Here is a 14,872-nt window from a genome sequence, read left to right as displayed (position 1 = left end):
CTAGTATTGTACTCTGCTTAGCTTGGCAATCCAAATTAGAACGACACCGAGGAGTGATTTATGGATACGGATGGGTTAGAACTTGATTCCGTAAGAATTCGTTTTTCCCAATCCATCTCCACTCCACCAACCAGTGAAAGCTTGAGCACATCCGTCAGTTTCTCGACTGGCACAATTTTAATGCCATTCATATTATGAAATGTCTCTTGCCAATTCTCTTTTGGAATAAGCACGACTTCTGCTCCCGCTTCCTTCGCTGCTTCAATTTTGGCAGGCACACCACCGACCGGACGAACCAATCCTCGAATAGAGAGTTCCCCAGTCATTGCCACCGTATTCAAAACAGGAATACGGGTAATCGCAGAACATACAGCTACAGCCATAGTAATTCCAGCACTTGGTCCGTCTACCGGCGCTCCGCCAGGAAAATTAATATGCAAATCGTAAGAAAACGGATGGAGTCCAGAGATTCTCTGCAAAACAGTCAATACATTTTCCATCGAACCAATAGCCATTGATTTACGTCGCATGCTACCGCTCCGTGAACGAATGGTTTCTTCTTCCACCAAACCTCCCACTGTCACTTTACCATGTCCAACCCTATTTTTTTCAGCTACGACTTCCACTTCAAGCAACAAGCCTGAAGAAGGCCCATACACTGCCAAACCATGAGCAACCCCTACTTGTGGATGTGGGTTAATTTTTCTCTCAGGCCGAGGAGACATATGTGTAAAACGAATAACCCATTGAACGTCTTCCAAGGTAATTTGCGTGCGATTTTCTGTTAATGCCATTCCTCCTGCAATCTGAACAATATTTACAGCATCACGGCCATTTGTTGCATAATTGGAAATTTCATCGATTACAGGCTTTTCTGCAATCATATTCAGTTTTTCAAATCCTCGCGAAACTACTTCAGCAATTTCTTGCCGACTCAGAGAGCGAAAAAATATTTCCATACAGCGAGAACGAATGGCAGGAGGAATTTCTTCGGGCGATCTCGTTGTTGCTCCAACCAAGCGAAAATCCGCTGGTAACCCATTTTGAAAAATATCATGAATGTGTGCAGGAATATTGTGATCTTCACTACTGTAGTACGCACTCTCCAAATAAACCTTACGATCTTCCAAAACTTTTAATAATTTGTTCATTTGAATTGGATGTAACTCTCCAATTTCATCAATAAAAAGCATGCCACCATGAGCTTTGGTTACTGCCCCAGCTTTTGGCTGAGGAATGCCTGCTATACCCATGGCACCTGCACCTTGGTAAATCGGATCATGAACGGAGCCAATCAACGGATCAGCAATTCCTCTTTCATCAAAACGAGCTGTGGTTGCGTCGAGTTCAATAAATTTTGCATCTTCAGCAAATGGAGATTCGGCTCGTTTCTTGGCTTCTTCCAAAATGACTCGTGCAGCAGCTGTCTTGCCAACGCCAGGAGGGCCATAGATAATCACATGCTGGGGATTAGGTCCACATAAAGCTGCCCGTAAAGCTTTTAATCCTTCCTCTTGACCTATAATATCTTGAATCGATGAAGGTCGCGTCCGCTCCGAAAGTGGTTCAGAGAGAGAAATTTCTCGCATCGATTTTAATCGAGCTAACTCTTTTTTTGACTCTCGCTCTACCGCATGTCGATTTTGATTTTGACTTTTGAGTAAATTCCAGAAATATAGTCCTATCACAATAGCGAAAAAAATTTGAATACCAGCCAAAATCGTCATGTTCATCTCGCATCCTCCCATGGCAGCAAACACTCATGAAGCAATATGAGCATTATTGCCTGGAGAAATTGCCAATAAACGCAAAAAAGCATTTGCTGCAAAAGATACTTGCAACAAATGCCAAAGCAAAAATTCTTCCCAAAACTTGTTAATTAAAATTAATGATTTAAGCTGTTTCTTCTGATTTGCGAAAAACTTTTATGGTTTTTCCATCCTTACCAATGAGCAGAGGACGTTGTTCGTGAAGTGCTGCCTCGCGAGTGATGACACATTTTTGGACATCTTCACGTGAAGGCAACTCATACATGACATCCAACATTATGGATTCAATAATGGCTCTAAGACCACGAGCGCCCGTACCGCGTTTAATTGCTTCTTTAGCAATAACAGATAACGCGTCATCTTGGAATTCCAAAGTTACTCCATCTAATTCAAGAAGCTTCTGGAACTGTCTGACCAAGGCATTTTTCGGCTCGGTCAAAATCCGCTTAAGCGCTTCTTCATCCAACGCCTCCAATGTTGTGACGACGGGAAGACGACCGATAAACTCTGGAATCAGACCAAACTTTAAAAGATCTTCTGGCAAAACTTTGGTCAGTATATCTTCATTGTCAAGATGACGGTTAGCAGATTCTACAGAGCCAAAACCAATGACCTTACGACCAAGACGGCGTTTAATGATTGGCTCTATGCCATCAAATGCTCCACCGCAAATAAAGAGAATGTTAGTTGTATCAATTTGGATAAACTCTTGATGAGGATGTTTGCGACCACCTTGTGGTGGAACGCTTGCCACTGTACCTTCAAGAATTTTTAACAAAGCTTGTTGTACACCTTCACCAGAAACATCTCTAGTAATCGATGGATTTTCAGACTTGCGGGCAATTTTGTCAATTTCATCAATATAAATAATGCCCCGCTCAGCCTTTTCAACATCATAGTCAGCCGCTTGAATCAGTTTAAGTAGGATATTTTCTACATCTTCACCAACATATCCAGCTTCAGTTAGGGATGTCGCATCCGCAATTGCAAAGGGAACATTCAGGATTCGCGCCAAAGTTTGAGCCAATAAAGTTTTACCACTACCAGTCGGACCAAGCAACATAATATTAGATTTAGAAAGTTCCACATCATCCGACTTACCATTCGACATATTTATGCGTTTATAGTGATTGTAAACCGCCACAGACAAAGATCGTTTAGCACTCTCTTGACCAATAACGTATTGATCAAGAATCGCTTTAATTTCAGTCGGTTTGGGAACGTCTTTTAATTCGAATTCTTCATCTTCACCTAACTGTTCTTCAACAATTTCATTACAAAGTTCAATACATTCGTCGCAAATGTATACTCCTGGTCCTGCCACTAGTTTCCTTACTTGTTCCTGTGTTTTTCCACAAAACGAACATTTCAGTTGTCCTTTTTCTTCGTTAAACTTAAACACGGCGCGTTCCCTCCTTTACGGCAAATCGACCAACTTTTTCACTTACACATTGCCATGTTGAATGACATCGTCGATTAAACCGTACGCCTTGGCTTCTTGAGCAGACAGAAAATTGTCGCGGTCTGTATCTTGTTCAACTTTTTCAATGGGCTGTCCTGTTCTTTCTGCCAATATACTATTCAGCTTATCCTTGGTTTTGAGTATCCAATCGGCATGAATTTTTATATCTGATGCCTGACCTTGAACTCCTCCCAACGGTTGGTGGATCATAATCTCTGCATTCGGCAACGCAAATCGCTTACCTTTTTCGCCAGCCGCCAAGAGAAATGCACCCATACTGGCGGCCATGCCAATGCACATTGTGGATACTGCAGGTTTTATGTGTTGCATTGTATCATATATAGCAAGACCCGCTGTAACCGAACCACCAGGACTGTTAATGTACAATTGAATATCTCGATCAGGATCGTCTGCAGCTAAGAACAGTAACTGAGCAACTACGGAATTTGCAACATAGTCATCAATCGGTGTACCCAGCAAGATAATTCGATCTCGCAAAAGCCTGGAATATATATCGTAAGAACGTTCTCCTCGACTGGTTTGTTCAATAACGATGGGTGTTAAACTCATGTATACCCCTCCTTCTCCAAAAAAGAAAACCTCTGTTTTTGACAAGACAAGGCACGTTAACGTGCCTTGTCCGAACTATACCTTATCTCAACATCTAACTTCGTATTCCATATTATACCCAACATCAAACCAATTTGCTATTTTCCACAAGAAACTTAGCCACCCTGCTGTTTCTTAAATCATGGCGCATATTTTGCAACCCAGGATCGCGAAGATTCATCAATTGTTGAACTCGCTCTATCTCCATGTTAGCTTGCTCTGCAATTTTGGCTAGCTCAGACTGCAAATCTTCAGGAGTCGGTTCTAAACTCTCCTGCTTGGCAATTTCCTCTAAAACAAGTTCAATACGAACTCGTTTTTCAGCGCCTTCTTTAAACTGAGCACGCAACTCTTCCATGCTCGTACCTGTAAATTCAAGGTAAGCATCTAGCGGAATTTGTTGATACTGTAACTGACGAGCAAAATTGTCAACCTGATGGTCAATTTCATGTTCAACCATCACTTCTGGTAAATCAATGACAGCATTTTCAGTGGCTTTAGTTACTGCTTCATCCTCCAGATAGCGTTCCCTGTCAGCTTCAGCACGTTTTTCCAGAGACTCTTTCAAATCTGCCACGAATTCATCCACTGTTTGAAAATCACTAATTTCCTGAACAAACTCATCGTTTAATTCTCGAAGTACTTTGCGTTTCATATCATGTAATACAACTTCAAATTCGGCAGGCTTCGAAGCCAACGATTTGACATGATATTCTTCAGGAAATGTGACTTGAATAGTCCGAGTCTCACCTGGTTTCATGCCTATCAACTGATCTTCAAAACCAGCAATAAACATGCCCGAACCTATCTCTAACTGAAAGTTTTCAGCTTCCCCACCTTCAAAGGGTTCACCGTCGACTGTTCCTCGAAAATCAATACTGACTGTGTCGCCCTTTTCGACTTCACCGTCTTCTACCACCTCAATCTGAGCATGGCTGGAGCGAATATTATCAAGCTCTTCTTGAAGTGATTCATCTGTAACCTCAAACTTTTTATCTTCAATTTCAAGCCCTTTATACTCGCCAAGAGTAACTTCCGGCTTAACCACTACAGTCGCTTTGAATACAAAAGGTTTACCTTGTTCAGCTTGTAAATAATCTACTGATGGTCTATCTACGGGAAAAATACCAGTCTCTTTGACTGCAACGTCATAGGCGCGTGGCAACAAGTAATCAACCGCATCTTGATAGAGCGATTCCACTCCAAATTTCATTTCAAAAATTTTTCTTGGCACTTTGCCTTTGCGGAAACCTGGAACGTTTACTCGTTTAACCACTGATTTAAAAGCAACATCTAAAGCCGCTCCAAATTCTTCGCTCGGCAATTCCACTTCAAGAACACCGACATTTGTGCCGGTTTTTTCCCATTTTGCGGTCATAAAAAATAGTCCTCCTAACAACCTATGCAGTTCAGTCAAGTTGAACTGACATTTCCTAGAAATCAGAACATGATTCAGTCAAGATACGATTGACATTCTACCATGTAAAACAGGCAAAAGGCAAGAATTCCTATTCTTAACAAACAGTGCTCTGCTCATTTATCATAATTAATATGGATTTAAGAACTTTCGACAAATCATATTTTATTAAACAATAAACAATCTCGCTTGATTAGCCAGCACCTGAGATGTATCGGTCAGCGAAGCAGATGATGCAGATACCTCTTCTGTACTGGCAAGTTGTTCCTGAGTAGTTGCAGCAATGGCTTGCAAACGTTCCGTCGTTTCTTTTACCGATATCCCCATAGACTCGATTTGTTTTTGTGTTTCTTCTGCTCTGTTGACTAGTAGGACAGTCTCTTCCGATACATCATCAACAACAGATTCTAGAGAATGTACAACATTTTCGATTTCACCGTATACGTTCAATGAATGTTCTACAACTTGTACACTTTCTACGACTTTATTGGCTGAATTAGCAGCAACTTGAACTACCCGCTGTACAGCTTCTAATAATGCTTCCACCATCTGTCTGATTTTTTCGGTAGCGCCGGAAGTATCATCTGCTAATTTTCTTACTTCTGTAGCTACTACAGCAAAGCCTCTCCCTAATTCACCAGCACGTGATGCTTCGATAGCAGCATTTAATGATAGTAGATTTGTTTGTTTCGAAATATTGGAAATCATTTCGGTAATGCGATGGATCTCTGAAACATCATTCGATAAGCGAGAAATTTCAACACCTAACTGTTTAATATCTTCCGCAACTTTATGCACTTCTAAAACAGCAGATTCCGTATTAGAGCGCCCTTGTCCAGTCGCTTCCACAGTGCGATCGACAACTTCGTTCACACGGTTCATAGCTAGTTCAATCTGCTTACAACCTTCAATCATTTTTTGAACACTTTTTTCTGTAATTGCCATAGTTTGATATTGTTGCTCTGCGTCTACGGATGCCTCCTGGATCACTAAAGCAACTTGCTCAGCCGCTTTAGCGTTTTCAGAAGCAACTGACTGAACGCTTTGCGCTTCACTCTCCACTTGGTTAGACGCCGATTGTACAGCTTGTAACAAACGACTAATCTCATCGGCCATTTCATTCATATGTACGGACAATCTTCCCAACTCATCTTTTGAACGAATGACGACTCTATGCCGAAAATCTCCTTTTGCCCAACGACTAACCACTTCTATAATTTTATGTATATTGCGAATTACGATAAATTGAAAAGAGATAGCAATTAAAATGGTTGTCACAATAATACTGATGGCCGTATTGATGAGAGTCCCAGCTTGTGCGCTGACATGCAATCCCAGTCCATAACGCAGTTCATGCTCAATAAATGTAGAAATAGGTGCACTAATCAGCAATGAAATGACTGTTAATAAAATTAATTTTGTACGAATACCAAATAATATTTTTTGACGAAAAGAACTTTCCATTCATTCACGCTCCGTTTTTGCTTAATTCGATCTGCCAGTATAAATTTTCATCTACTAGAATGCCAATCTATTTTAAGATTACCATGGAGAACCAAAAACATAAATAGGAAGATAGAAGATAGGTAATAGGTAAAAGAATGTTGAATCGGGTCTGTCAATAATTTTGTGTAAACTCCCAATTCCTTAATGGGAGTAACAGATTGGGACGGCATTAAAATGACGAAGGTTTCAAAGGGATTCTCAAAGCAGTTTATCAAGAAGAATGACCTGAAGCCCACGGAAGATGTGCAAGCCGCACTGCGAGATTTGTTCGCCAGCACGATGCAAGGAATGCTTGAGGCCGAGCTGGATACTCACTTGGGTTTTACGCTAAGCACGACACCAAAAACAAGACGACGGACAACAGCCGCAACGGACATAGCCGTAAGACCCTTACCTCCGAATACGGCGACGCAGAGATTTCAGTCCCCAGAGACCGCAAGGGCGAATTTGAGCCTGAGATCATCAAGAAGAACCAAACCAACACTGTCGGCATTGAGGAGCAGGTTATTGCCTTGTATGCTCGGGGTATGAGCACACGAGATATTCAGGCCCACCTTCATTAATTGCACGGACTGTACGTATCGCCCACACTCATCTCCAACATCACGGACAAGCTTCTTCCGATGAATAAAGAATGGCAAGGTCGGCCACTACAAAGCGTCTATATTGTGGTGTTTCTGAATGCCATTCACTACAAAGTGAAGCAAGGTGGCTAGGTTGTCAGCAAAGCCGCCTATATGGTTGTAGGTATTGACCTTGAAGAACAAAAGGACGTGCTTGGCATCTGGATCGGTGTGAATGAATCTGCGAAGTTTTGGCTAACCGTTCTCAACGAACTGAAGAGCCGAGGCTTCGAAGATATTCTCATCACTTGCGTCGACAACCTGACTGGGTTCAGTGAAGCGATCGCAGCCTGTTATCCCAAGTCCGATATCCAGAAATGCGTGGTTCACCAGATTCGACATTCGCTCAAGTACGTGTCGTATAAGGACTACAAGCCCGTGACAGCGGCGCTAAAGCCCTTTTACAAAGCCAGTACTGAGGAAGTGCATCCCTGGCTGTGGAACAGTATCATTTTAGTTGAGTCAATCAACTCGTAATTCTGGAAAGAATGAAAAAGAGGTAACTGCACGAGACTTGTTTCGTTTTATAGGGATTCTAAAGTCAAAAGACGCAGTCAAGCACAGCATGAAGGAAATGTGTAAGGTTTTGCGGGTCAGCGAAGCTGGCTACTATCGCTGGCTGCGTACACAGAACAGAGCCCCTATACATACGATGATCTTTTGGCGAAGATCCGTCAGATTCGCGCAGAAAACAAAGACTATGGAACGTACCGCATCTTTTTGGCTTTGCAACTGTTCCACGGCTATACCGGCACCTATGATGTCATCTGGTAAATCTCCACCTTTCCCTTGACTTCACTCACACTCCCTAGGCGTAGCCATAGACCAGTATTACGAGTTTCGGGGCTAAACTAAATTTGACAATTCCAAACGTTATTTTGAACTAAGTCACTCAGGTTCTCTCCTCTTTCCCAAATTCGACTAATCTGCTTCTTACGCGACTCAGTTGTCGCAAATCAGCGTTGTATTTTCTTACATTCCGCACGCTCAAACGTTTATGTTCGAGAAAAATCCTCTCTCTACGGTCCACGCCTCGAGATCAATAACAGAAAGATCGGGTAATTTGATAGACTGCCATTCCTTCACTGTCATTCGTCGCTTGAACAAGTAACTGAAAAGTACAGTCAAGATTCTCCCATGTGAAACCATCGCGATAGAGCATCCATTTGCTTCATTTGTGATCCTACGAACGCAGCCAACAATGCGCTCCGTCGCCTGTGCCCACTCTTCAAACTCGGGGTCAGGGAAGCCTTCCAGATATGCACCGACTCTTCGAATAAACTCCTCAGTGGGCTGTATAGTTGGAATGCGCAGCTCGTGGAGCTCATCCATGACACTGGTCGGAATACCTGTCATTTCACTGATAATGTCGGCGGTCGCAACTGCCTTTGGTTCAGGGCTGTGGTATATGCGATAAACTCCGCTCCAATTCTCACTGAGCACCAATTCTCTGGTTGCCCTAATGCCATCTTCTGAAATGTGCCATTCAGCGGACGGAACGCTGAAGTCTATATTCACTTGAGCATGCCGAACAATATATAATTCTGCCACACCATCACCCCTGCCTTTGACTAACTGTGTTTACCTATTCTCCACATTACATGCTGAGGTTGTTCTTCTCGAATTTTTGTAAGTTCGCATTTCTCATAATCGATAACGCCGAAAATACAAAGGATAGTGCATCTAATCCTATGGTGTTAGACGGACCAATCTTTGATGTTAATATACCAGCTAGGGACGGACCGAGAGCATACGCCGCACTTTCGATAGCTTCAAAATAACCGTTGGCACGACCAAGTTGTTCTGGTGCAACGATACGTGGAATCATCCCGGTGTAGGCTGCACCAAAAAACACAGCCAAAGCCCCACTCATTATTGCCACAAATACAACGACCGGTATTACCGGCATATGCACCCATGACGCAATAGGAATCAAAGCCATCAAGACAGCTCTGCCAAAGTCCGTAAGGAGCATCACTCTACTGCGAGATTCCTTCGGTCTACCCAAACACCCGCTGGTAAACCTACGATGAACAGAGGAGCAACTTCCAATGCTCCAACCAAGCCCATGAGGAAGCCCGACCCAGTCACAGTTAAAATGAGGATGGGTAGTGCCACAGAAGCAATCAAATCGCCAAAGTAAGACACTCCTTGCCCACTCAGTAGAGATAAAACCGGTTATTCGAAAATATAGACTTCTTAAATCGGCTCATCACGTGCCCCTTAAAACGATTTCTTGTTCTCTTTGTGGTGTTTGGTCACTCATGTCAACGCTGGATTTAATTTGACCCACTTCGCCGGGAAATTTTGATTGCTTTCTTATTGAATTCTTCTTCCCGAAAGTCCCACAACGACCACGACAAGTGATCTGCATATTCATTCACCGCCGTTGGTTGATCCTGGACTATTACATTGTTTCCAATCGAGCCATTCTCGAAGTACCATTGCCTTTTCCTTACGACCCATCATCTCATAGGCTTGATACTCATATTCCAAGTTCAATACTGGTAGATACACTCCTTCCCAGACCACAGTCTCAATCAGAGACGTTAAAGAGGGCGTGCTCTTCCATTTACCGTCTGGAGTTGATTTCTGTATATCGCCCATTATTTCCACGGCAACATCGTCAAACCGAAAACACCCAAAGTCAGACCGAATGCTGTCAGACTGTTTAAAGTGAACAGGTTCTAAGCACTCAAATCCATGGTTCTCTAACACCTGTCCGATAGCGTATGCACCCGTGTCATCAGTTTAAATATCAATATCATGAACCGATACATCGCAAGTAGAAAGCGAAACTCCCTGTTAAAGCCCAATCTACGTCTGATCGTTCAGCGTCGAGCAAGGTCTTAAGGCGTTTAAAGGCGGAGAACAAAGACACCAGCAAGACCTCCTTGCCGCACAGTACTTGCGCAGAGCTGCCCGGTTGCGACGCAAGCAGTAACTTTGGTACCCTGCATGTTCATGCAATCTTGGATTCAAGTTTCATGTATACCGCCCCAAGTTCTCAAATGCTCAGACACGCTTGCACACAAATTCACGGTAGCCAGTAAATCCTTGTTTGCTGTAAAAGTTCTTTGCAACTTCATTGTTAACACAGAAATCCAATTCCACTGTTTCGATGCCCTGTTCTCGAGCTATGTCGTATATGTGTTTGATCAACTCTGTTCCATGTCCCCGCCATTTTGGTCATTCACTATGCTGATTTGATGGACAAACAATGCTTGCCGTGCTTTTGTAAACACGGTTTCAGAGTAATTCCTCAACTCCACCCATGCATATCCAAACGATTCATTCTCATCCTCCAGAAGCAGAAAAACAAACGAATTGTCCTTTACTAACTTCTTAAAGGAATCCCGAATCGCCTCGAAGTGATATTCCCTGAAATATTGAGGATACATAAATGCATGTAATTCGTGTATGGGCTTATTCAAGCGTACAATCAATTCGAAATCTGTTGTTCGAGTGATGTTTATAACGATTACTCCCAGAGTTTTTGATTGTGGTGCTATTCAATTCTTCTGTCCTGATGTGCAATAAGCCACTGGCGACCAGGGCTGCATGTTCATGCAATTCAACCGACTTGTGACATTTACTTTTGTGGCTTGAATAGCTATTTCCTGAGCGGCATAAATTGTGCCGGATTAAGGACATCCGCTTCGACAACAATCGCGGTCAATCCAGCGTGCGTCTTGGTCTCACGCCATTCTCCCTGGTCCCAAAACACCGCATCGACAATTCCGACAGGAACTAGCTCATCTGCGTCACAGCGAACCCATCCGTTCCCACTTACAACAAGGAGCAATTGTGGGCAAGACGCTTCGTGAAAGCCGACAATTCCGTTTGGTTCGAGGTACATGCATCCTATCTGTGCAGAGTTATCAGAAGTCAAAATTCGTGACATTACGAAATTCGAATCAAAATGAGCAATCGTTTTTCCCGTTTTACGACCAAACCTAAAAATCTTCACTCAGGAGTCACCTCGCCCCTGCCGCTCTAATTAGTTCATTTAAAGGATCCCTTATGGAGTTCTTCTGCCCAATTGCGCAAGATACCGAAATTGTACGCCACTGTATAATCATACAACGGGTTGGCTCAAGGAACTTGAATTTTTGCTCCCTTTAGTCTCATAGCAAACACGTAAGTTTATCTTTCTAATACGGTAGACTCCATATACCCAAACTCAATTTTTTCAATGACATTAAGTCTTGCCAACACCCCATTAGCCAAAATCATCATAGGGTCAGTATGACCAAAATCGACGTCATAAACTATGGGAAACGAATATCCTCGTGTAGCAATTGTAAGCACATTTTCTAGCGGGTCACTTTCCGTGAAACTCGTTTGAGTCGGGAAACGTCCAACAATCAACGCGGAAATCTGTTCGTAAACGCCCATATGTCTCAATTGAATCAGATATCGGTCGATGATTGCTGGGTTGGTTGTTTCATCATCTTCAAGACAAAGGATGGCACCAGTTAGATCCGGCCAATACTTCGTGCCCGCCAAAAGTAGTAGCGTACTCATATTTCCTGATATGATCCGTCCTATTGCTTCTCCATGTTTTAGAATCTTCCATCCCGTGGATGCTTGTAATGCCCTTTGTCGATTATCTTCAATGTCCCATTTTAGGCTTTCATCCGTACAACTCTCTGATGGTCGCAGGGTCTGTCGTTCGCTTGCCGAATTCATCAGAATGTCCTCAAAACTGTTTCGGGTGTAATCAAAAAGTCCACCGAACTCACCAAATTGAGGAAGAATTGCTGGTCCCATGTAGGTAACCATTCTTGTCTGAGAAAAGATTCCGAGTTGCAATGCCGTAATATCACTGTAGCCCAGTAGTATTTTCGGATTCTTCCTGAGCAGCTCATAATCAAGTTCATCGAGTAACTGGTGGGAGTTGTATCCTCCAATGGTTGTAATAATGGCTTTGACATCGTTATTACGATACATTGAATGCAGATCGGATAGTCTCTCATCAATAGTTCCTGCAGTGTGACCTGTGTGTTTTGCACAGTGCTCTCCAAGCAACACATTAAACCCCATGTTCTCAAGACAATTAACGCCACGTCGTAGTCTTTTCGGACAAAATGCGGCGACGCCAGAGGCAGGGGAAACGATACCAACTGTATCACCGAACGACAACTTAGAAGGTTTCACTATTTGCATAGTCTGCACATCCAATCATCAACTTTTGGTCTTCTTAATTCTTTGCAAACATCATAAAACCTTCCTCAATATTCCAGTCCTTGTCGGGCTAAGCTGCCCTTCGTATTATGAGGTCAGCCAGAAATTCTGGTTGACCTCTTTAATTATAGAAGTTTATTACTACGGTAGCCGGGTCGAACGGAGCTGCCCGTGGGTCTTTGAACCCGTGCGCTAAAATGTTCACCACCTACTCGTGGAAGCATGTTTGAAGCTGATTGGGACGATGATCCCGTATAACAAGCGAAGCTATCAACTGCGAGATGGATAGGGGCTGCCGGTGAATTCTAAGGTGAGGAGATGGCGGTGTTGGATTAGGTGTTTCCGGAATTCAGAGGTGTATTTGGCGACTTGTACTCAAAAGTTTCATTACGCGTCTTATTGGGAGTTCCCGACAGCAGAATCGGTGCTTGCCGTTGAGGAGACCAAGTTAGTTGACCGGGTCTCAAAACTATGCCCGAGTCGTTCGCCACGTTGGGCATCTGAAAGTGCAACAAAAATCGTTGCTTCGGCTAAGCGGAATCCGTTTCTGAGTCCACGCTTACAAAGCCAGCTGTTTAGCCTTGAAATGTATATCCAGATGCTTCTTCAATACCAAGAGCATCTATCCACCCTTAAAACAAGATAGATGCTCTCGCGATGGAAATTAAACAATATCAGATTATCCAGTCCATCCCCGGTATAGGCGGAAAAATCGCGGCAACGATCATTTCCGAAATCGGAGAGATAGACTGGTTTAATCAACAAAAAACTGGTAGCTTTCACTGGTGTAGACACAAGCGTATTTTCTTCCGGTAAATTCACAGCCACCATAAACCGAATCACCAAGAGCGGTTCAAACCGATTACGGTATTCGTTGTTCGTCGCTGTTCTTTGTAGCTTGCGGAAATCCGATAGTCAAAGACTCAAAGCCTTCTACGATAGAAAGCGTGAGAAAGGAAAACCTCACAAGGTCGCCGTGATCGCTTGTGTCAACAAACTGCTTCATTACGTAGACGTAATGAGTAGGCATCTGGTTACAATCCACTTTTTGGAGCCATTTTATGCTCTGAAGAGGTAATTGCATTTTCCAGCCCGAGAGCCGCATTGCGTTCAGTTCCTTGTCTGCGAATAATTATACGGAAATGAGCGGGCGAACATCCTGAATATTCGCACCCCGTATGCGACAGAAGACTGCTACGAGTCTGAAACGTCTCATCCCGTATATTTGGTCGTTAAAGCCCTGCCATCCTCATGTATTGTAGAAACTGTACGGTATGTACAGCCACGTGCCAGGGAATTCTGGTCTACATATCGCCCGTACTTCGAATATACCCGACATTTGACCAGTCGATCATTCGAGTGGCCAGGTCTTCATCTCGCAAAATCTGTATGTAATTGACAAATCGCTCAGAATGGGGCAATGATCATTCTAATTCAGCCTACGCACTCAAGATAGGCCGGCCCTCACAAGGTTCACGATGAACAGATATTGACTCACCATACACCAGTGCTTCGTGGTAATACACTTGCGCCGTCCACATCTGGCGAATTTTTTCACCTATCGACAGAGCCGCTTCGTAAAGTTTCTATTTCAACCATTTATCCGGTACCGATCGCCACACTAGCTGGGATTTTCTATTCACCTCCGTTATTTTCAGCACGGCCCAATCACTGCTCACATCGACATCCTTCCTTCTGTCCGAGCTTCAATTCCATCTTGACACACGTCCTCCCCTTGTCATCTTGGAACTCCGCTACGCGGCGGAATCCAACAGATTCGAACATCCGTAGACTACTACGATTATAGCTGTATACCTTACTTACGACGAGGCGTTCCCACCCTAGAGCAGTTGCCCGATCCATTAACATCTGGATGACCCGTCGACCTAGCCCAAGGCCCCGATAAAGGATGTTGCCGATCACGATAGGAACCATGTCCGGGCACAGCGCAACATCCCCAATGGGCTTCCAAACCCCGCTTTCCTGAACTTCAATGATGTAAAGTTCGCCGTGCTCAGACAAATACCGATACATACGTTCGACCGTTTCCTGATTGTACGGCTCAGTTCCTTCTCCCTCGGAATTGCGTAAAACGTCTGGGTCTTGGTACCAGTCGAGTGCGAATGGTACGTCGGATTCGATGTCAAGCGGTCTCAATCTGAGGTCGCCGTCTTCAAGATTTCCCATGTGCAGTAGTCTTCCTCTCCAGCCACTATTTCATTTCAATGGATAACAGCTTACTTTCTTCGATCATTGTCACATGTCCCACGTAAGCTGTGTCCTAAGTGAAATTTTAATT

13 protein-coding genes and 3 pseudogenes are annotated in these 14,872 nt (G+C 43.5%); 2 read left to right on the top strand and 14 right to left on the bottom strand.

All coding sequences use genetic code 11. The features are described 5' to 3' along the window. Positions 1-35: 35 nt before the first annotated feature. From lonB to BUA75_RS11415, 5 genes are all read right to left on the bottom strand, one after another. The gene (gene lonB, locus BUA75_RS11435) at positions 36-1,733 is read right to left on the bottom strand and encodes an ATP-dependent protease LonB (protein ID WP_072874737.1); all 1,698 of its coding nucleotides are present in this window, start codon (positions 1,731-1,733) and stop codon (positions 36-38) included. Positions 1,734-1,893: 160 nt separating this feature from the next. Further along, positions 1,894-3,171 carry an ATP-dependent protease ATP-binding subunit ClpX gene (gene clpX / locus BUA75_RS11430; protein WP_072874736.1) on the bottom strand — a complete coding sequence of 426 codons (1,278 nt, stop codon included), beginning with the start codon at positions 3,169-3,171 and terminating at the stop codon, positions 1,894-1,896. A gap of 42 nt (positions 3,172-3,213) precedes the next feature. Continuing rightward, positions 3,214-3,801 (bottom strand): ATP-dependent Clp endopeptidase proteolytic subunit ClpP, encoded by a 588-nt coding sequence (gene clpP / locus BUA75_RS11425; protein WP_072874735.1) that lies wholly within the window; start codon positions 3,799-3,801, stop codon positions 3,214-3,216. A 124-nt stretch (positions 3,802-3,925) separates the two neighbouring features. Then, positions 3,926-5,218: a trigger factor gene (gene tig, locus BUA75_RS11420; protein ID WP_072874734.1), complete on the bottom strand. Its 1,293-nt coding sequence runs from the start codon at positions 5,216-5,218 to the stop codon at positions 3,926-3,928. A gap of 207 nt (positions 5,219-5,425) precedes the next feature. Then, a complete protein-coding gene (locus BUA75_RS11415; protein ID WP_072874733.1) occupies positions 5,426-6,721 on the bottom strand; it encodes a methyl-accepting chemotaxis protein in 1,296 nt (431 codons plus the stop codon). A 216-nt stretch (positions 6,722-6,937) separates the two neighbouring features. Between BUA75_RS11415 and BUA75_RS16295 the strand changes: the two are divergent. Further along, positions 6,938-7,809: pseudogene (locus BUA75_RS16295) on the top strand (IS256 family transposase); the annotation flags it as partial. A gap of 564 nt (positions 7,810-8,373) precedes the next feature. Here BUA75_RS16295 and BUA75_RS11395 read toward each other — a convergent pair. The 8 genes and pseudogenes from BUA75_RS11395 to BUA75_RS11370 all read right to left on the bottom strand — a co-directional run bounded on the left by BUA75_RS11395 (position 8,374) and on the right by BUA75_RS11370 (position 12,555). Beyond that, complete coding sequence (locus BUA75_RS11395; RefSeq protein WP_072874731.1) at positions 8,374-8,937, bottom strand: histidine phosphatase family protein; 564 nt, start codon at positions 8,935-8,937, stop codon at positions 8,374-8,376. A gap of 46 nt (positions 8,938-8,983) precedes the next feature. Beyond that, a complete protein-coding gene (locus tag BUA75_RS11390) occupies positions 8,984-9,328 on the bottom strand; it encodes an MFS transporter (RefSeq protein WP_242650316.1) in 345 nt (114 codons plus the stop codon). A gap of 32 nt (positions 9,329-9,360) precedes the next feature. Beyond that, positions 9,361-9,534 (bottom strand): MFS transporter, encoded by a 174-nt coding sequence (locus tag BUA75_RS15935; RefSeq protein ID WP_165612006.1) that lies wholly within the window; start codon positions 9,532-9,534, stop codon positions 9,361-9,363. 228 nt (positions 9,535-9,762) lie between these two features. Further along, positions 9,763-10,125: pseudogene (locus BUA75_RS16145) on the bottom strand (nucleotidyltransferase domain-containing protein); the annotation flags it as partial. A gap of 276 nt (positions 10,126-10,401) precedes the next feature. Next, a complete protein-coding gene (locus BUA75_RS16565) occupies positions 10,402-10,548 on the bottom strand; it encodes a GNAT family N-acetyltransferase (protein ID WP_083574305.1) in 147 nt (48 codons plus the stop codon). Continuing rightward, positions 10,545-10,820, bottom strand: a complete 276-nt coding sequence (locus BUA75_RS16140) for a hypothetical protein (RefSeq protein ID WP_129583629.1) — start codon at positions 10,818-10,820, stop codon at positions 10,545-10,547. The genes BUA75_RS16565 and BUA75_RS16140 overlap by 4 nt, the downstream gene beginning before the upstream one ends. Positions 10,821-10,999: 179 nt before the next feature. Next, positions 11,000-11,356 (bottom strand): cupin, encoded by a 357-nt coding sequence (locus tag BUA75_RS11375; RefSeq protein ID WP_072874729.1) that lies wholly within the window; start codon positions 11,354-11,356, stop codon positions 11,000-11,002. A 176-nt stretch (positions 11,357-11,532) separates the two neighbouring features. Then, positions 11,533-12,555, bottom strand: coding sequence for a S66 family peptidase (locus tag BUA75_RS11370; RefSeq protein ID WP_072874728.1), 1,023 nt, complete (start codon positions 12,553-12,555; stop codon positions 11,533-11,535). Between the two features lie 354 nt (positions 12,556-12,909). On the opposite strand from BUA75_RS11370, the pseudogene BUA75_RS16560 reads away from it, so the two are divergent. Continuing rightward, positions 12,910-13,651, top strand: a pseudogene (locus BUA75_RS16560) (transposase); the annotation flags it as partial. Between the two features lie 590 nt (positions 13,652-14,241). Here BUA75_RS16560 and BUA75_RS11355 read toward each other — a convergent pair. Further along, positions 14,242-14,760, bottom strand: a complete 519-nt coding sequence (locus tag BUA75_RS11355; RefSeq protein WP_072874726.1) for a GNAT family N-acetyltransferase — start codon at positions 14,758-14,760, stop codon at positions 14,242-14,244. Between the last annotated feature and the right edge of the window lie 112 nt (positions 14,761-14,872).

Origin of the sequence: Alicyclobacillus tolerans (assembly GCF_900142255.1) — a bacterium.
Classification (GTDB): domain Bacteria; phylum Bacillota; class Bacilli; order Alicyclobacillales; family Alicyclobacillaceae; genus Alicyclobacillus_I; species Alicyclobacillus_I tolerans.
Note: the sequence above shows the minus strand (reverse complement) of the source record. Positions and strands in the feature narration are given on the sequence as shown.

What these genes read in the sequence shown, in the direction of transcription:
- clpP (WP_072874735.1), bottom strand. Translation starts at nt 3,801, where the DNA reads ATGAGTTTAACACCCATCGTTATTGAACAAACCAGTCGAGGAGAACGT.
- BUA75_RS11390 (WP_242650316.1), bottom strand. Translation starts at nt 9,328, where the DNA reads ATGGCTTTGATTCCTATTGCGTCATGGGTGCATATGCCGGTAATACCG.
- BUA75_RS11370 (WP_072874728.1), bottom strand. Translation starts at nt 12,555, where the DNA reads ATGCAAATAGTGAAACCTTCTAAGTTGTCGTTCGGTGATACAGTTGGT.
- BUA75_RS11415 (WP_072874733.1), bottom strand. Translation starts at nt 6,721, where the DNA reads ATGGAAAGTTCTTTTCGTCAAAAAATATTATTTGGTATTCGTACAAAA.
- lonB (WP_072874737.1), bottom strand. Translation starts at nt 1,733, where the DNA reads ATGAACATGACGATTTTGGCTGGTATTCAAATTTTTTTCGCTATTGTG.
- tig (WP_072874734.1), bottom strand. Translation starts at nt 5,218, where the DNA reads ATGACCGCAAAATGGGAAAAAACCGGCACAAATGTCGGTGTTCTTGAA.
- BUA75_RS11355 (WP_072874726.1), bottom strand. Translation starts at nt 14,760, where the DNA reads ATGGGAAATCTTGAAGACGGCGACCTCAGATTGAGACCGCTTGACATC.